This window comes from Streptomyces sp. NPDC037271 (assembly GCF_055603605.1).
Window position 1 is genome coordinate 518,139 of record NZ_JBVJVN010000002.1, and the last position, 16,451, is coordinate 534,589.

The window sequence follows — 16,451 nt, forward strand, 5'->3', positions numbered from 1 at the left end:
CGGGAGCGCTGTGGCTTGTCGCGCGGTTCCCCGCGCCCCTGGGTTTTCTTATCCCTGCGCCAGCTTCAGGGCGTACTCGGACCACCATGCGCCGGCCTTGGGGCCGCCCTTGCACTCGCCGTCCGACTCCCCCGGGCGCTTGACCCACAGGTAGGCGTCCACGAGGGGGTCGGCCGTCTTCGTCGTCGGGGTCTCACCGAGGGCGCGGCCGGGCGGGTTGCACCAGCGTTCGCCCGGGTCGCCCTCCGTGTAGGGGCCGTTGCCGTTGCGGCTGGTGTCGATGACGAAGTGCTTGCCGCCGACCTTGGCGGAGAGCTGCTTGCCGTAGGCGATGGAGTCCTCGGTGGTGTAGAAGTTCGAGACGTTGACCGAGAAGCCGTCGGCCTGGTCGATGCCCGCCCACTTCAGCGGCTCGAAGATCTGGTCGGGACTGCCCCAGCCGGCGTTGCCCGCGTCCAGGTAGACCTTGGTGTTCTTCAGCGCGGAGAGCTTGGCGATGGCGCCCTTGAGGAGGTCGTACCGCTCCTCGTGGAACTGCTCCGGGGTGCAGCCGTCCACCAGGTGGAGCACCGCGTCCGGTTCCAGGATGACCGTGGCGGAGCGGTCGCCGATGCCCTTGGCCACGCCGTCGATGAAGGCGCGGTAGGCGTTGCCGTCGGCGGCGCCGCCGCCCGAGTACTGGCCGCAGTCGCGGTGCGGGATGTTGTAGAGGACGAGCAGCGCGGTGCGCCCGGCCTCGTCGGCGGCCTCGGTGAAACCGCGGGCCTGCTCCTCGGGGTTCTCGGGGCTGATCCACTCGCCCGTCGGCTGCTGGGCGATCTTGCGGATCTGCTCGGCCTGTTCCTTCTTGTCGGACTTCTCCAGGGCCGCCAGTTGCTGGGCCGCGTTGCCGTCGGGGTTGACCCAGAACGGGTCGGCGTCCTTCGGCTGCTGCGTTATCCCGGCGCCCGCGCCCTTGTCCTTGTTCTTGTCCTCGCCGTCCGAGGACGAGGAGCAGCCCGCGAGCAGCAGTGCCGCCCCCAGCACCACCGCGGACGCTCGCCTCGTGGACAAGGTTCCGGCCCCCCTGCTGCCGTACATCCAACCCCCCTGGGTGCACTGTTCCGAGAGTCAATCCTGACATACGCCTGTGGCACCCACGAGGGTCCCGGGCACCGCCCCGGAGGTTCCTGGGGTTTCGGAGGTCTCGGAGGTATCGGAGGTTCCGAAGGTTCCGGGAGTCATCGGGGTCCGGTGCCCGTGAGGTACGCCGAGACGACGACGTTGGCCGTGTAGCTGTCGGTGGCGCGGTCGAAGGTGCCGCCGCAGGTGATCAGGCGGAGTTCGGCGCGTCCCGTGCGGTGCGGGCCGTACGCCTGCTGGGCGTCGAAGCCGTCGCGGGGGAGGACCCGGACGTCGTCGACGGTGAACTCGGCGACCCCGGCGGCCCCGGCGGCCCCGGCGCCGGCGCGGACCACCCGGATCGTCTCGCCGGGTTCCAGGGTGCTGACCTCGTGGAAGACGGCGGGCCGGGTCTCGGTGTCGACGTGTCCCACCATCAGCGCGGTGCCGGCCGCGCCCGGCATCACGCCGGCCGCGTACCAGCCGACGGTGCCGGGCCGGTCGAAGGGCGGTGGTTCGATCGCGCCCTGGGCGTCGAGGCCGCGGGCCACGACCGGGGCCCGGACACCGAGGGCGGGGATGTCGAGCCGCTGCGGCGGGGCGTCGCCGAGGGGCGTGTGGGCGGGCGGCAGCGGTACGTCGGGGGGCCGGCCGGCCGCCGCCATGTCGCCGGTGGCCGGCCGGGACACCTCCTCCCGCACGTCGGTGGCCTCGCGGCCCCACAGCCACAGCCCGAGGAGCAGCACCACCCAGGCGATGCCGGTCACCAGGCGACCGGAGCCGGCGGCGTCCTGCTGGTCCTGCCGGTCCCGCTGGTCTTGCCGGTCCCGCTGGTCCTGCCAGTCGCGCTGGTCCTGCCAGTCGCGCTGGTCCTGCCAGTCACGCCGGTCCTGCCAGTCACGCCGGTCCTGCCAGTCACGCCGGTCCTGCCAGTCACGCCGGTCCTGCCAGTCACGCCGGTCCTGCTGGTCCTGCTGGTCCTGCTGGTCCCGTTCGGACATGGTCGGTCAGTCCGTCCCGCGGCTCCGGCTGCGGACGCCGCGCAGCGCGACGGCGACGGCGGCGATGCCCGCGAGGACCAGGCCGGTCACGGTGTGCGCCGTGCCGGGGGGATCGGGGCGGGCCTCGTCGCGGGCGTCGGCGGCCAGTCGCGCGGTGCCGCCGCCGCCCGCGTCGACGGGCGCGACGGGCGAGGCGTGGGCGGCCGGGCGCCGCTGTTCGACGACGGTGACGGTGCCCTCGCGCACGTCGCGGGCGTCGTGCGCGTCGTGCGCGTCGTGCGCGTCGTGCGCGTCGTCGCCGCACGCGACGCGCACGGTGTACGCGCCGGCCGCTGTGGTGGAGCGGATGCTGCTCGACCCGACGAGGACGCCGTCCTGCGCGGACGGGGTGAGCGGTGCGTCCGAGACGAACGCCGCCGACACGGCGACGGCCGTCTGCTCGGCGCAGCCCGCCACGCGGACCGTGACGTCGCTGCCGGGCGCGGGTGTGGACGGTGACACCGAGACGCCTCCCCCGCCCGTCGCGTACGCGGTCGGCACGAGGGGTGCGACCGGTGCGAGCACCGCGGTCAGGGCGGCCCCGGCACGGAGAGTGGCTTTCAGTGAGCCCATCGTGCACCTCCAGTCACCTGGAGACTCCCCCGCGGGGCGGGCCCCCGCATCCTGCGCGGGGGCCCGGTTGCTCCGAACGGGTGGTACCGGGGGGCTGCGGGTTTACCCGGGTTCGATCAGACCCGGTCGACGAGGTCCGCGATCGAGTCGACCACCTTGGACGGGCGGTACGGGAAGTTCTCGACCTGCTCGGGCCGGGTAAGGCCGGTCAGCACCAGGAAGGTCTGCATCCCGGCCTCCATGCCGGCCAGCACGTCGGTGTCCATGCGGTCGCCGATCATCGCGCTGGTCTCGGAGTGGGCGCCGATCGCGTTGAGCCCGGTGCGCATCATCAGCGGGTTGGGCTTGCCGGCGAAGTACGGCTGCTTGCCGGTCGCCTTGGTGATCAGCGCGGCCACCGCGCCGGTCGCCGGGAGCGGGCCCTCGGTGGAGGGGCCGGTCTCGTCGGGGTTGGTGCAGATGAACCGGGCGCCCGCGTTGATCAGCCGTACCGCCTTCGTCATGGCCTCGAAGGAGTACGTACGGGTCTCGCCGAGGACCACGTAGTCGGGGTCGTGGTCGGTGAGGATGTAGCCGATGTCGTGCAGGGCGGTGGTCAGGCCCGCCTCGCCGATGACGTACGCCGAGCCGCCGGGCCGCTGGTCGTCCAGGAACTTGGCGGTGGCCAGCGCCGAGGTCCAGATGGACTCGATCGGCACCTCCAGCCCCATGCGCCGCAGCCGGGCGTGCAGGTCGCGCGGGGTGTAGATCGAGTTGTTGGTGAGGACCAGGAAGGGCTTGCCGGACTCGCGGAGCCTCTTGATGAAGGCGTCGGCGCCGGGGATCGGCACGCCCTCGTGGATGAGGACACCGTCCATGTCGGTGAGCCACGACTCGATGGGCCTGCGTTCTGCCATGTGCGGGATCTCCTGCCTGAGCGGTCCTGCGTGCGCCCCAGCCTAAACGGCGGCCCGATCATGGGGAACGGCCAGTTCCCGGGTCAGCTGCCGGTCGCCTCCTTCCAGGCGTCGACGTACGAGGTGAGGTTCTTCTCGATGTCGTCCCAGTCGGGCTCGAAGACCTCCACGCCGTCCATCAGTCTGGTGAGCGCGATGGCGTTGGCGTCGGTGGCCTTGACGTCCTGGCGGGCCGGGAAGCCGCCGCCGATCTCGCTGACCTGCTGCTGTGCCTTCTGGCTCAGCATGTGGTCGAGGAGCTTCTTCCCGTTCTCGGTGTGCGGGGCGTCGGTGACGAGGCCGGCCGCGTAGGGCAGGGCGAAGGTGGTGGGCTCGCCGCCCTCGCGGGCGGGGAACCAGATGCCGAGGTTGGGCATGGACTTGGACTGGGCGTAGTTCATCTGGACGTCCCCGTTGGCGACGAGGAGTTCGCCCTTGTCGACCTTGGGCGCGAGTTTGCCGGTGGAGGCGGACGGGCCGACGTTGTTGGCCTGGAGCTTCTTCAGGTACTCCATGGCGGGCTTCTCGCCGCCGAAGTCGTGCATGGCCTTGATGAGGACGGCGGTGCCGTCGCCGGCGATGCCGGGGGTGGAGTACTGGAGCTTGTTCTCGTACTTCCCGTCGAGCAGGTCCTCCCAGGTGGTGGGGGCCTGCTTCAGCTCCTTCTTGTTGTGGATGAACCCGAAGTAGTTGTTGACGACGGCGGTCCAGGTGCCGTTCGCGGCCTTGTCGGCGCCGCCGACCCGGTCGGCTCCCTCGGGCGCGTACTTCTGGAGGAGGCCCTTGGTGTCGGCCTGCTGGATGAAGGGCGGGAGGGTGACGAGCACGTCGGCCTGCGGGTTGCGCTTCTCGCGGGCGGCGCGCTGCACCATCTCGCCGGAGCCGCCCTCGACGTACTCGACCTTGATGCCGGTCTCCTTCTCGAAGTCGTCGAAGACCCGGTCGTACCAGCCGTCGCCGTTCTCGCCCTTGAGGCCGTCGGCGCTGTAGACGGTGACGACGTTCTCGTCGGAGGCGGCGGTGCCGGTGCCGCAGGCGGTGAGCGGGAGGGCGAGGGCGCAGAGGGCGGCGAGCGGCTTGGCGGCGTTCCTGGGCATGGCGAGGTGGACTCCTTGCGCGAGGGCGGGGAAGGGGGTCAGCGGTACGAGGCTCTGGTGCGGATCCGGGAGACCGCGAGGAGGACCAGCACGGTGGCCGCCATGAGGACCACGGCGATCGCCGAGCCGGTGAACAGGGCACCCCGGTCGGTGGCCGCGTAGATCAGGACGGGCAGCGGGGTCCAGTCGGGCGGGTAGAGCATCATCGTGGCGCTCAGCTCGCCCATGGACAGGGCGAAGCAGAGACCGGCGGCGGCGGTCAGGGAGGGCAGCAGCAGCGGCAGTCTCACCCGCCACAGGACGTACGCCGGGGAGGCCCCGAGGGAGGCGGCGGCCTGCTCGTAGGCGGGGTCGAGGCGGGTGAGCGCGGCGGAGACGGACTGGTGGGCGAAGGCGGTGACCAGGACCGTGTGGGCGATGACCACGATCCAGCGGGTGCCGTTGAGCAGCATCGGCGGCTGGGAGAAGGCGACCAGGGTGGCGAGGCCGACGACGACGGAGGGCACGGCGAGGGGCAGCACGAACAGGGCGTCGAGCACCTTGCGGTGACGCTTCCTCAGCGCCGCCGCGGCGAGGGCGGCCCAGGTGCCGGTGGCGAGGGCGAGCAGGCTGGCGGTGACGGCGGTGACCAGGCTGGTGGTGAGCGCTTGGAGGGCCTCGCCGCGGGTGGCCGCCTGGAAGTTGGCGGTCGTCATGCCGGAGGGCAGGACGCTCGACCAGTTGGTGGCGAGGGAGGCGCCGAGGACCACGAGGAGGGGCAGGGCGAACAGGGGCAGGAAGAGGAGGAGGAAGACCGTCCACACGGCCCACCTCGCCCCGCGGCTATGCACCAGCACGGCGGCTCACCACCCGGTAGAGGCCGTAGAGGCCCACGGAGATCAGGACGTTGACGACGGCGACCACGCAGGCGCCCGGGTAGTCGGACTCCAGGATCGCCTTGCCGTAGACGAGTGTCGGCAGGGTCGTGACGCCCTTGGCGCCGGTGAAGAGGACGATGCCGAACTCGTTCAGGCACAGGACGAGGACCAGGCTGCCGCCGGCCGCGAGGGCGGGCAGCGCCTCGGGCAGGATGATCTGCCGGATGATGCGCGGCGCGCGGGCGCCCAGTGAACCGGCGGCCTCCAGCTGGGCGGTGTCCAGTTGGGAGAAGGCGGCGAGCAGCGGGCGCATCACGAACGGCGTGAAGTACGTGATCTCCGCGAGCAGCACGCCCCACGGCGTGGTCAGGAACTGGAACGGCCCCTCCGCGGCGCCCGTGGTGTCGGTCCACGCGCCGTTGGCCATGCCCACCGTGCCGTAGATGAACAGCAGGGCGAGCGTGATCAGGAAGGACGGGAAGGACAGGAAGACGTCGATGAACCGCGACACCGCCCTCGCCCCCGGGAACGGCACGAAGGCGATGACCAGCGCGAGCGCGAACCCGAGCACCAGGCACCCGGCGGTGGCGGCCACCGCCAGCCACATGGTGGTCCACAGCGCCTCGCGGAACGCCCCCGAGGCGAAGACGTCGGCGTAGGGCTGGAGCGAGGTGCCGCCGGTGTCGGGCTGGAAGGACTGCTGGACGACGAGGGCGAGGGGGTAGAGGAAGAACAGGGCGAGGAGGGCGACGGGGGGCAGGGCCCAGACCCAGGCCGGGACCGCGGCACGGGTCCGTTCCTTCGTGACCGGTGTGCTGATCGTCGTACTAGCCATGGCCGCCCACCTCGGCCGGAAGCAGCACCGCGTCGTCGGGGGCGAAGTGCAGGGTGACCTCGTCCCCGTGCGCGGGCGGGTCCCGCAGTTCACGGAGGTCGGCCATGACACGGTGGCCGGCGACGTCGACGTAGAGGCGGTGGGTGGCGCCCCGCCACTGGATCTCCGCCACCGTCCCGGTGAGCCGGTTGGGCCCGTCGTCCGCACCGAGTCCGACGAGGTGGGGGCGTACGCACAGGGTGGCCGACGCGCCCCGCGCGACACCCGCCGTGTCGACCTCGATCCCGGCGCCGGCGAAGGTCACTCCGCCCGCGCCCACCGTCACCGGCAGCAGGTTCGCGTTGCCCACGAAGGACGCCGTGAACGCGTTGGCGGGCTCCCGGTACAGCTCGCGCGGGGTGCCGCAGGCCTGGAGGCGCGCCTTGTCCATCACGGCGATCCGGTCGGCGAGGGTCAGCGCCTCGACCTGGTCGTGGGTGACGTAGAGGATCGACACGTCGGGCAGCTCGCGGTGCAGCCGCGCCAGTTCGGCGAGCATGCCGGAGCGGAGCTGGGCGTCGAGCGCGGACAGCGGTTCGTCGAGGAGCAGGACACCGGGCCGGATGGCGAGCGCGCGGGCGATGGCGACGCGCTGCTGCTGGCCGCCGGACAGCTCGCGGGGGTAGCGGCGGGCGTAGGCGCCCATGCCGGTCATGTCCAGGGCCTCGGCGACCCGCTCCCGTAGGCCGGCGCGGGCGGCCTTGCGGGCGCGGAGCCCGAAGGCGACGTTGTCCTCCACCCGCATGTGCGGGAACAGGGCGTACTGCTGGACGACCATGCCGATGCCGCGCCGGTGCGGGGGCAGGCCGGTGACGTCGCGGTCGCCGAGGAACACCCGCCCGGAGACGGGCCGTACGAACCCGGCGACCGCCCGCAGCGCGGTGGTCTTGCCGGATCCGGACGGCCCGAGGAGCGCCATGACCTCGCCGGGTTCGACGGTGAGGTCCAGGGCGTCGAGGACGACGTTGCCGCCGTAGGCGACGGTGACCTTGTCGAAGCGGATGCCGGTGGTGGTGGCGGTGCGGGCGGCGGTGGCGGTGGTCGCGGTGGCGCTGTCGGTGGCGGTGGCGGTGGCGGTGGCGGTGGCGGTGGTGTCCATCAGCCGGCTCCCCTCAGGAGGGCGGGCAGGTCGGCGACGGAGTCGAGGACGTGGCCGGCGCCCGCCTCGCGGAACGCGTCGTCGCCGTGCGCCCCGGTGCGTACCCCGGCGACCAGGCCCGCACCGGCCCGTACGCCGCTGAGCACGTCGTACGAGGTGTCGCCGACGACGGCGACCTGGCGTACGGCGTCGGCGGCCTTCGTGCGCAGGAAGGCCTCCAGCACCATGTCCGGGTACGGCCGTCCGCGCCCGCCGGCGTCGGCGGGGCACAGGGTGAGCGGCACCAGGTCCTGCCAGCCGAGGGCGGCGAGGACGGCGTCCTGGGTGACGCGGGCGAAGCCGGTGGTGAGGACGACGGTGCGACCGTCGGCGGCCAGCTCCTCGACGGCTTCGCGGGCGCCGGGGACGGGGGCGATCAGGCCGCCGTCGACGAGTGCGCCGTACGCCTTCTCGAAGGCGGCGTTGGCCTGCCGGGCGCGGTCCTCGTCGCCGAACAGGTGCCGGAAGACGGAGATCTTGGACTCGCCCATGGTGGCGCGGACGTAGGCGAGCTTGTCGGCGTGGTCGTCGGTGCCGGGTTCGACGCCCAGTTCGCGGGCGGCGGCGAGGAAGGCGCGCTCGACGAGGCCGCCGTCGGCGACGGTGGTGCCGGCCATGTCGAGGACGACGAGGCGGATGTCTGTCGTGGTCATAGGGGTGTTCACCAGCCCAGTTCGTTCGCGGTGGTCTCGGCTATCGCGGGTGAGCAGGTCATGCCGCGCCCGCCCGGCCCGGTGACCAGCCAGACGCCGTCGCGGACCTGCTGCCGGTGCACGACCCGGCTCTTGTCGGTGCACTGCGCGTACACCCCGGCCCAGCGGCGGCGGATCTTCGGCAGCGGGCGGCCGAGGAGGGACTCGACGACGCCGGTGAGGTGCTCGTAGGGGTCCTCGACGGTGTCGAAGGCGAAGGGGTGCTCGTACTCGTGGGTGTCGCCGATGGTCAGGCCGCCGTCGGCGCGCTGCACCATCAGCAGCTGCATACGGTGCTCGGCGGCCGTGGCCGGCTGCGGCTGACGCGCGTTCAGCTCGTCCAGGGCGGGCGAGCCGTAGGCGGGGTAGTAGCGGAAGCTGTCGGCGTCGGCGACGGAGGTGGTCAGCGGTTCGCCGAGGGGGTCGGTCTGCATCATCTGGAGGCGGACCCGGCGCACGGGCAGGCCGGGTCCGGCGAGTTCGCGGACGAGGCCGCCGAGCCAGGCGCCGGTGCACAGGACGACGACGTCGCCGGTGTGCGTGTCGCCGTGGTCGTCGCGGACGGCCCGCTCGCCGATGACCTCGCGGACCTCGCGTCCGGGCAGGAACGTGTACGTCGGGGACCTGCGCAGCTCGGCGCGCAGGGCGATCTGCGCGGTGCGGGGTTCGACGGCCGCGTCCCGCTCGCAGTACAGGGCGGCGTCGAACGCGCCGCGCAGGGCCGGGTTCAGAGCCCGGGCCTCACCGGGGGTGAGGAGCTTGTGGCCGCGGGCGGCGGCGTCCGGGCGGGCGACGGCCGCCTCGGCGACCGCGCGTTCCAGGTCGCCGCGGACCGGGGTCAGGGAGCCGTTCGGACGGAAGCCCAGCGCCGGGATCCGGCCGCCGATCTCCTCCCACAGCTCCCGCGCCCGCAGCGCGGTCTCCAGCTCCTCTCCACCCGCGCGGCCACTGACCCAGATCTGGCCGAAATTGCGCAGTGAGGCGCCGCGTGCCTCGGTCTCGCGCTCGATCTGTACGACCTCGTGGCCGCGGTTCACTGCGTGCCAGGCGTGCATGGTGCCCACCACGCCGGCTCCGACGACTATCACTCTCACGACCGCCACGCTCCTTGGCACCGGGGAACCGGAGGAATCCGGCCGACGACGAGAGCGTGAACTGGTCATCACGTTTGGGCTAGACCCGTTATCTTTTCGTTATGCGTCTGGGGTGAGGGGATGCGGTGGTTTTCAGCCGCGGAGGTGGGTCGTGAAGGAGAAGCGGTCGCCCCGGTACAGCGTCCGTACGCGTTCCAGTGGGCGGCCTTCCGTGTCCCGCGAGACGCGGTGGATGAGCAGCATGGGGAGGGCCGGCGGGGTGCCGATGAGCAGCGCCTCGCGCGGGGTGGCGAGCACCGTCTCGATGCGTTCGTCGGCGTCGCCGAAGGCGATGCCCTGGGCGGCGAGGTGGGCGTAGAAGGAGGAGTCCGGGTCGAAGGCGGTGTCCAGGTCGGGGATGCGGGCCACGGCGACGTAGGTGCTCTCCAGGCCGACCCGCTCGTCGTCCGCGAGCAGTACGCGCTCCAGGTGCCAGACGGGCTCCCCGCGCGTGAGGCCGGTCTCGGCGGCGAGCGCGTCGGGGCAGGGGAAGCGGTCGAGGGTGACGAGCGCGCGGCCGGGGGTACGGCCCTGGCGCCGGACGCCCTCGGTGTAGCTGGCCAGGGACAGCGGCTGCGCCAGCTTGGGGCCGGCGACCACGGTGCCGCGTCCCTGCCGGCGCAGCTTGCCCTCCAGTACGAGTTCGCGCAGGGCCTGCCGGACGGTCTCCCGGGCGACCTCGTACCGCTCGGAGAGGTCCCGCTCGGTGGGGATGGCGCTGCCCTCCCCCAGCTCGGCGACCAGACGGTCGATCCGCGCCTTGACGGCGTAGTACTTCGGCACGCGGCCGTGCTCCGGGATCCCGGAGCGGACGGGGGCGCCCGGGGCCTGGTCGTTCGGGTAGTCCACGCAGGGATGGTCGCAGACGGGGGTGACGGGGGCGCAGGGTGTCCCGGCGTCCGGGTGTCCCGGCGTCCCGGCGTCCGGGTGTCCCGGCGTCCCGGCGTCCCGGCGTCCGGGCGTCCGGGCGTCCGGGACGGGGGCGCAGGGTGTCCCGGCATCCGGGCGTCCGGCACTCCTGGGTACCCGTCGCCCGGGCGCCGTACGCGTCAGCCGGGCACGCCGTACGCGTCAGCCGCGCCTGCGGGCCAGCAGGACGGCCGCGCCGCCGGCCGCGACGAGCAGGGCGGCGGCTCCCAGGGCCGCGCCCGTCCGACCCGGTCCGGTGCCGGCGAGTTCGTCGGCGAACGGGACACCGGTGCCGTCCTGGGCGTCCGGGGTGGCGGAGGGGGTGGCGGGGGCGGCGGGATCGGTGCCCTGTCCGGTGCCCGACTCGTCGGCCGGTCCGTCGGTCGCGCCGTCGGGGGAGTCACTGGTGGAGTCGCCGGTGGAGTCGCCGGTGGGCTCGCCCGCCCGGATGCGGAAGCGGTAGTCGTTCGACTGGCCGATCCACTCGCCGTCGCCGCCCCGGCGCTGGACGACGGCCGCGTTGGCGGTGACCTCGCCCGGGGCGGCGTCAGAGGTGAGCGCGAGCCGGACCTTGACGGTGAGGGTCTTGCCCGGGCCGACGGTGAAGCCGGGGAAGCCGTCCTCCCGCTCCCCGTCTCCCTCCGACCCCCCGTCACCCTCCCCCTCGCCCTCCCCCTCGCCCTCCCTCTCCGTCTCCCCTTCCCCGAAGGCGCCGATCAGTTCCTCCCGGTCGGTCGTCTCGAAGCCGACGGGGCGCGGGCGGGAACCGTCGTAGAACTCCAGGCGGGGCTGCGACGGCTCCAGCGCCCGCTGTTCGTCGACGAGGACGACGACCGGATGGATGCCCTCGCAGGTGCGGGACGTGGTGTTGGTGAGGTCCAGGTACCAGGTGCCGTAGCCGCCGCCCGCCTCATAGCCGGCGGGGCCGCCGTGGATGCGGGTGGTGAGGGGGAAGGTGTGGTCGTCCGGGGCCGTACAGGCGGGCAGCGGCGCCTGGGAATCCGCGTACGCGGGAACGACGGACGCGGAGGCCACGAGGAGGGCGGCTGTCGCCACCAGGGAGGGGGACGCGGGCGTGAACAGTCGCATAAACACATGAGCGTGCCGGTGGAACACGGCTTCGGGCACCGCCATTCGGGCCATGCCGCCCGGACGGAGGACAGGCGTCCCCCGATCGGCGACCGCGGCGCGCCGAGCGGCACCGTTTGCGCCAGGCGGCGTGAAAGTGGCGCAATCACGCGTTGCCGCTCCGCTTCATGAGCCGCAGCCTGAGTGCGGGAGCGCTCCCAGAACCCGGCCCCTCGACCCCCGTACACGGAGAAAAGGACTCATGGACGCTCTGGCTTGTCATATACATGCCCATTACTTGTGGCGCCGTCTCCCGCTTGTCCTGACCGCTCTCACCACGGCTCTCCTGCTGATCACCTTGATCCCCTCCCCCGCGGCAGCAACAACGGAGAAGGCGGCCGGGAAGGCGGCAGGACAGGCGTCGTCCCCCGTCCCCCTCCCCTCGCTCAGCGCCACCACCACCCAGGTCGCCTCCGGGCTGAGACGGCCCACCGCGCTCGCCGCCCCCGACGACGGCACGGACCGGCTGTTCATCACGGAGAAGCGGGGCACCATCCGCGTCTACCACCCGGACACCGGCCTGGCCGGGACCCCGCTGGTCGACATCACCCCGTCCGTGGACGAGTCCGGGAACGAGCGCGGCCTGCTCGGCCTCGCCCTGCCGCCCGACTTCGCCGACAGCCGGGTGCTGTATCTGGCGTACACGGCACTGCCCGACGGCGCGGTCACGCTCGCCCGCTACCGGCTCGACGAGTCCCGCCTGGAGGTCCTGCTCTCCCAGGAGCACGCCGAGTTCAGCAACCACAACGGCGGGCAGCTGGCGTTCGGCCCGGACGGCAACCTGTACTGGAGCATCGGCGACGGCGGCGGCTCCGGCGACCCCTTCGACACCGGGCAGCGGCTGGACACCCTGCTGGGCAAGATCCTGCGGATCGACGTGAGCCGCTCCTGCGGCCCGCTCGCCTACTGCGTCCCCGACGACAATCCCTTCGTCGGCACCCCCGGCGCCCGTGAGGAGATCTGGCTGTACGGGCTGCGCAACCCGTGGCGGTTCTCCTTCGACGCCGCCGACGGCTCCCTGTGGATCGGCGACGTGGGCCAGGGCCACTGGGAGGAGATCGACCACCTGCCCGCCGGGCAGGGCGGGCTGAATCTCGGCTGGTCCTGCTACGAGGGGCTGGAGAAGTTCACCGACGGGGACTGCCCGCCCGGCGAGGAGTACACGGAGCCGGTCTTCACCTACTCCCCCTACACCGGCGGCTGCTCGGTCATCGGCGGCCACGTCTACCGGGGCGAGCGGTACGCCGGCCTGGTGGGCGGCACCTACATCGCCACCGACTACTGCTCGTCCACCGTCTGGGCGCTGCGCCCCGACGGCCGGGGCGGCTACGAGCAGGCCGAGATCGGCGAGATGCCCACTCAGGTGACGAACATCGGCACGACGGTGGACGGGGAGTTCTACGTCGTGAACGACCTGCCCGGCGGCCTGCACCGGGTGTCGTTCACGCGCGAGGAACCCACCTGCCGGGTGGACCGCACGGTGACGGCCTGGGGCACCGGTTCGACGGTCGACCTCACCGTCACCCACACCGGCGACGCCCCGGTGAACGGCTGGACGCTCGAGTTCCCGCTGCCCCTCGGGCAGACGGTCGTCTCCGACTGGAACACGGAGCTGACGCAGAGGAGCAACATGGTCTGGGCGGGCAGCGCCCCGCACAACGCCGTGATCGCGCCGGGCGCGAGCGTCACGCTGGGCTACCTCACCGACCACACCGGTGACGCCTCACCTCCGCCGCGGTTCATGCTCAACGGGGACGCGTGCGCGGTGGGCCGCTGACCGGCGGCGCAGGCCCGCACGGGGCCCGGCCGGGCATCGGGACGCCGGCCGGGCCCCGTCACGCGTCTCCTCGCCCGAACAGCGGCGCGAGCAGCAGCTGAGCGGCGCCCTCCGCGACCCCGCGCGTCCCTCCGGGTGCGATCCGCACCGGTACGGGGCCGTCGCGTCCGCCCTCGCGCCGGGCCCGCGCGTCGAGGACGGCGCCGACTCCGTGGACGAAGGCCTCGGGGGCGGCGGCGACGGTACGGCCGCCGAGCAGCACCAGGTCGATGTCCAGCAGCCCGACGAGGTTCGCGGCGCCCGCGCCCAGCACCCTGGCCGCCTCCGGGAAGTCGCCGCGGGCGACGGCATCGAGGCACAGGGCCTCTATGCAGCCGCGGGCGCCGCAGGTGCAGGGCGGCCCGTCCAGTTGGACGACCTGGTGCCCGAACTCCCCGGCGCCGGTCCGGGCGCCCCGGTGCACGCCGCCGCCGAAGACGAGGCCGGCGCCGAGTCCCGTACCGAGGTGCAGGTAGGCAAAGGAGCCACCCGCGCCGCTGTCCGCGCCGCCGCACGCACCGCCGCCCTCTTCGCCACCCGCGCCGCCACCCGGGCGACCGCCCTGGCCGTCACCGTCAAGGCCACCCGCGCCGCCCCCGTCACGGCCACCCGCACCACCCCCGTCACGGCCACCCGCACCGCCCCCGTCGCGGCCACCCGCACCGCCCCGCTCGCCGCATCTCTCACCGCCCGTGTCACCGCCCTTGCCGCCGACCGCGAGACCGACCGCGAGGCCGAGTGCCGCCGCGTTGGTGTCCTTGTCGACGACGACCGGCACCCCGAGCCGCTCCGCCAGCGCGTCCCGCAGCGGGAACCCGTCCCACTCCGGGAACCCGGTGACCCGGTGCAGCACCCCCCGGACGTGGTCGAGCGGCCCCGGCAGCGCGACGCCGAGGCCGAGCAGGGTGGGCGCGGCGGAGAGGTCGCTCCCGGGCGGGGCCAGGGTGCCGGCGACCAGTTCCCGGGCCGTCCGCGCCACCGCCTCCACCACGGCCTCCGCGCCCGCGCCGAGGTCCAGCGGGGAGCGTCGCTCCGCCACCACGGCACCGTCGAGATCGACCAGTACCGCCCGCAGCTCGTCCCGGTCCAGGTGGACGCCGACCGCGTGGCCCGCCCCCGGTGTCAGGCGCAGTACCGTGCGCGGCTTGCCGCCCGTGGACGCGCGGCGTCCGGCCTCGGCGGCGAGGCCCTCGTCCCGGAGCCGGGTGGTGATCTTGCTGACCGCCTGCGGGGTGAGCCCGGTCCGCTCGGCGAGTTCGAGCCGGCTGATGCCTCGGGCCCCGGCGGTGCGCAGCAGGTCGAGCACCAGGGCGGTGTTGTGGCTGCGCAGGGCGAGCAGGTTGGCGCCCCCCACCGCCCCGCGCATACCGCCGCCCCTCACGGCGCCCGCGCCCGCACCGAGGTCCGTGCCCGTACCCATACCCGTGCCCGTGCCCGCGCCTCCACCGTTCGTCCTGTTCACACCCCCCATTGTCTCCGGCGCTTGCACTTTGGCAACACCGTTGCGAAAGTAGGGGCATGACTGCTAATCTCCCCGGCAACGCCCCTGGTAACGCTCCGGGCGGCCCGCTGCGCGTCGGCCTCGTCGGCTACGGCCTCGCGGGCTCCGTCTTCCACGCTCCGCTGATCGCCGCCACCGAGGGCCTGGCCCTGGACACGGTGGTCACCTCGAACCCGGAGCGGCAGCGGCAGGCCCGCGCCGAGTTCCCGGACGTGCGGACCGTCGCCACGCCCGACGACCTGTTCGACCGGGCCGCCGAGCTGGACCTGATCGTCATCGCGTCCCCGAACAAGACGCACGTACCGCTGGCGGCGAGGGCCCTGCGGGCCGGCCTGCCGGTCGTGGTGGACAAGCCGGTCGCGGGCACGGCGGCCGAGGCGCGGGAGCTGGCGGCGCTTGCCGAGGAGCGCGGCCTGCTGCTTTCCGTCTTCCAGAACCGCCGCTGGGACAACGACTTCCTCACCCTCCGCAAGCTGCTCGCCGAGGACGCGCTGGGCGACGTGTGGCGCTTCGAGTCCCGCTTCGAGCGCTGGCGGCCGAAGCCGAAGGGCGGCTGGCGCGAGTCCGGCGACCCGGCAGAGATCGGAGGTCTCCTCTACGATCTCGGGAGTCACGTCGTCGACCAGGCGCTCGTCCTCTTCGGCCCGGCCACGCAGGTGTACGCCGAGTCGGTCGTCCGGCGTGCGGGCGCGGAGGCGGACGACGACACGTTCGTCGCGGTCACGCACGCCAACGGGGTCCGCTCCCACCTCTACGTCTCCTCCACCGCCGCCCAGCTCGGCCCCCGTTTCCGGGTCCTCGGTTCGAAGGCCGGGTATGTCAAGCACGGCCTGGACCCGCAGGAGGCGGCGCTGCGCGAGGGCAGGCGGCCCGGCCCGGGCTGGGGCGAGGAGGACGCGTCGCTGTGGGGCCGCGTGGGCTCGGGCGAGTCCCCGCCGACCGGCGGCGGACGCGTCGAGGCGACCGTGGCGGGTGACTACCCCGCGTACTATGCGGCGGTGGCGAAGGCCCTGCTGGAGGGCGGCCCGAACCCGGTCGGTGCCCGGGAGGCGGCCGACGCCCTGGACGTACTGGAGGCGGCCCGCCGGTCCGCCCGCGACGGAATGGTGGTCACCCTGTGAGTTACTCCCCCGGCACGGCCGCCCCGACCGTGGAGGAGCTGGAGGCGCAGGAACGCCGCCTGGTCTTCCGCCGGTTCACGAACGACGACGCGTGGGCGCTCGGTTCCCTCCTGGTGGAGTTGGCCCGGGAGCGTCGGGCGCCGGTCGCCATCGACATCCACCGCGCCGGCCAGCAGCTCTTCCACGCGGCGCTGCCCGGTTCGGCCCCCGACAACGACGCCTGGATCGCCCGCAAGCGCCGGGTGGTGGAGCGGTACGGCTGCGCGTCGTACCTGGTGGGCTGCCGTTTCCGGGCCAAGGGCACGACGTTCGAGGAGTCCTCGCGGCTGGACGCCGACACCTACGCGGCGCACGGCGGCTCCTTCCCGGTCACCGTCGCGGACGTCGGCGTGGTCGGTTCGGTGACGGTGTCCGGGCTGCCGCAGGTGGAGGACCACCGGCTCGTGGTGGAGGCTCTGGAGCGCTTCCTGGGCGAATAGCCCGACTGGCCCCGGGCGGTGTGATCGGGGAATCAGCGGTGGGTACCTGTGGTTGGC

16 protein-coding genes are annotated in these 16,451 nt (G+C 73.3%); 3 read left to right on the plus strand and 13 right to left on the minus strand.

The window, feature by feature from the left end; translation table 11 throughout:
• Window positions 1-48: 48 nt before the first annotated feature.
• From ACZ7G3_RS06970 to ACZ7G3_RS07025, 12 genes are all read right to left on the minus strand, one after another.
• Window positions 49-1,080 carry a glycoside hydrolase family 6 protein gene (locus ACZ7G3_RS06970; RefSeq protein ID WP_470923751.1) on the minus strand — a complete coding sequence of 344 codons (1,032 nt, stop codon included), beginning with the start codon at window positions 1,078-1,080 and terminating at the stop codon, window positions 49-51.
• Window positions 1,081-1,220: 140 nt separating this feature from the next.
• A complete protein-coding gene (locus tag ACZ7G3_RS06975) occupies window positions 1,221-1,871 on the minus strand; it encodes a class F sortase (RefSeq protein ID WP_470923992.1) in 651 nt (216 codons plus the stop codon).
• 237 nt (window positions 1,872-2,108) lie between these two features.
• Window positions 2,109-2,714, minus strand: a complete 606-nt coding sequence (locus tag ACZ7G3_RS06980; RefSeq protein ID WP_470923753.1) for a hypothetical protein — start codon at window positions 2,712-2,714, stop codon at window positions 2,109-2,111.
• A 116-nt stretch (window positions 2,715-2,830) separates the two neighbouring features.
• On the minus strand, window positions 2,831-3,610 hold the full coding sequence (locus tag ACZ7G3_RS06985) for an HAD-IIA family hydrolase (protein ID WP_426601188.1): 780 nt from the start codon (window positions 3,608-3,610) through the stop codon (window positions 2,831-2,833).
• Between the two features lie 83 nt (window positions 3,611-3,693).
• Window positions 3,694-4,746, minus strand: a complete 1,053-nt coding sequence (locus ACZ7G3_RS06990; protein ID WP_470923755.1) for a 2-aminoethylphosphonate ABC transporter substrate-binding protein — start codon at window positions 4,744-4,746, stop codon at window positions 3,694-3,696.
• Window positions 4,747-4,784: 38 nt separating this feature from the next.
• Complete coding sequence (locus tag ACZ7G3_RS06995; protein ID WP_470923757.1) at window positions 4,785-5,582, minus strand: ABC transporter permease; 798 nt, start codon at window positions 5,580-5,582, stop codon at window positions 4,785-4,787.
• Window positions 5,569-6,438, minus strand: coding sequence for a 2-aminoethylphosphonate ABC transporter permease subunit (locus tag ACZ7G3_RS07000; RefSeq protein WP_470923758.1), 870 nt, complete (start codon window positions 6,436-6,438; stop codon window positions 5,569-5,571). The genes ACZ7G3_RS06995 and ACZ7G3_RS07000 overlap by 14 nt, the downstream gene beginning before the upstream one ends.
• The gene (locus tag ACZ7G3_RS07005) at window positions 6,431-7,576 is read right to left on the minus strand and encodes an ABC transporter ATP-binding protein (RefSeq protein ID WP_470923760.1); all 1,146 of its coding nucleotides are present in this window, start codon (window positions 7,574-7,576) and stop codon (window positions 6,431-6,433) included. Before ACZ7G3_RS07005 ends, ACZ7G3_RS07000 begins: the two co-directional genes overlap by 8 nt.
• The gene (locus tag ACZ7G3_RS07010; protein ID WP_470923762.1) at window positions 7,576-8,268 is read right to left on the minus strand and encodes an HAD family hydrolase; all 693 of its coding nucleotides are present in this window, start codon (window positions 8,266-8,268) and stop codon (window positions 7,576-7,578) included. The genes ACZ7G3_RS07005 and ACZ7G3_RS07010 overlap by 1 nt, the downstream gene beginning before the upstream one ends.
• Before the next feature lie 8 nt (window positions 8,269-8,276).
• Entirely contained in the window at window positions 8,277-9,401 is a 1,125-nt protein-coding gene (locus ACZ7G3_RS07015; RefSeq protein WP_470923764.1) for a TIGR03364 family FAD-dependent oxidoreductase, read from the minus strand.
• A gap of 132 nt (window positions 9,402-9,533) precedes the next feature.
• Window positions 9,534-10,289 (minus strand): GntR family transcriptional regulator, encoded by a 756-nt coding sequence (locus tag ACZ7G3_RS07020; RefSeq protein ID WP_470923766.1) that lies wholly within the window; start codon window positions 10,287-10,289, stop codon window positions 9,534-9,536.
• Window positions 10,290-10,511: 222 nt separating this feature from the next.
• Window positions 10,512-11,438 carry a hypothetical protein gene (locus ACZ7G3_RS07025; RefSeq protein ID WP_470923768.1) on the minus strand — a complete coding sequence of 309 codons (927 nt, stop codon included), beginning with the start codon at window positions 11,436-11,438 and terminating at the stop codon, window positions 10,512-10,514.
• Between the two features lie 277 nt (window positions 11,439-11,715).
• On the opposite strand from ACZ7G3_RS07025, the gene ACZ7G3_RS07030 reads away from it, so the two are divergent.
• On the plus strand, window positions 11,716-13,254 hold the full coding sequence (locus tag ACZ7G3_RS07030) for a PQQ-dependent sugar dehydrogenase (protein ID WP_470923770.1): 1,539 nt from the start codon (window positions 11,716-11,718) through the stop codon (window positions 13,252-13,254).
• A gap of 58 nt (window positions 13,255-13,312) precedes the next feature.
• Here the strand turns inward: ACZ7G3_RS07030 and ACZ7G3_RS07035 are convergent, their stop codons facing one another.
• Entirely contained in the window at window positions 13,313-14,764 is a 1,452-nt protein-coding gene (locus ACZ7G3_RS07035; protein WP_470923772.1) for an ROK family transcriptional regulator, read from the minus strand.
• A 47-nt stretch (window positions 14,765-14,811) separates the two neighbouring features.
• Here ACZ7G3_RS07035 and ACZ7G3_RS07040 point away from each other — a divergent pair, with 47 nt between their 5' ends.
• Window positions 14,812-15,915: a Gfo/Idh/MocA family oxidoreductase gene (locus ACZ7G3_RS07040; protein ID WP_470923774.1), complete on the plus strand. Its 1,104-nt coding sequence runs from the start codon at window positions 14,812-14,814 to the stop codon at window positions 15,913-15,915.
• Window positions 15,912-16,394, plus strand: a complete 483-nt coding sequence (locus tag ACZ7G3_RS07045; protein ID WP_426516814.1) for a heme-degrading domain-containing protein — start codon at window positions 15,912-15,914, stop codon at window positions 16,392-16,394. Before ACZ7G3_RS07040 ends, ACZ7G3_RS07045 begins: the two co-directional genes overlap by 4 nt.
• Window positions 16,395-16,451: the final 57 nt, after the last annotated feature.

Excerpts from the sequence above, each read along its gene's own strand:
- ACZ7G3_RS06970 (WP_470923751.1), bottom strand. The coding sequence starts at position 1,080 with ATGTACGGCAGCAGGGGGGCCGGAACCTTGTCCACGAGGCGAGCGTCC.
- ACZ7G3_RS06980 (WP_470923753.1), bottom strand. The coding sequence starts at position 2,714 with ATGGGCTCACTGAAAGCCACTCTCCGTGCCGGGGCCGCCCTGACCGCG.
- ACZ7G3_RS06985 (WP_426601188.1), bottom strand. The coding sequence starts at position 3,610 with ATGGCAGAACGCAGGCCCATCGAGTCGTGGCTCACCGACATGGACGGT.
- ACZ7G3_RS06990 (WP_470923755.1), bottom strand. The coding sequence starts at position 4,746 with ATGCCCAGGAACGCCGCCAAGCCGCTCGCCGCCCTCTGCGCCCTCGCC.
- ACZ7G3_RS07000 (WP_470923758.1), bottom strand. The coding sequence starts at position 6,438 with ATGGCTAGTACGACGATCAGCACACCGGTCACGAAGGAACGGACCCGT.
- ACZ7G3_RS07005 (WP_470923760.1), bottom strand. The coding sequence starts at position 7,576 with ATGGACACCACCGCCACCGCCACCGCCACCGCCACCGCCACCGACAGC.
- ACZ7G3_RS07010 (WP_470923762.1), bottom strand. The coding sequence starts at position 8,268 with ATGACCACGACAGACATCCGCCTCGTCGTCCTCGACATGGCCGGCACC.
- ACZ7G3_RS07025 (WP_470923768.1), bottom strand. The coding sequence starts at position 11,438 with ATGCGACTGTTCACGCCCGCGTCCCCCTCCCTGGTGGCGACAGCCGCC.
- ACZ7G3_RS07035 (WP_470923772.1), bottom strand. The coding sequence starts at position 14,764 with ATGGGGGGTGTGAACAGGACGAACGGTGGAGGCGCGGGCACGGGCACG.
- ACZ7G3_RS07040 (WP_470923774.1), top strand. The coding sequence starts at position 14,812 with ATGACTGCTAATCTCCCCGGCAACGCCCCTGGTAACGCTCCGGGCGGC.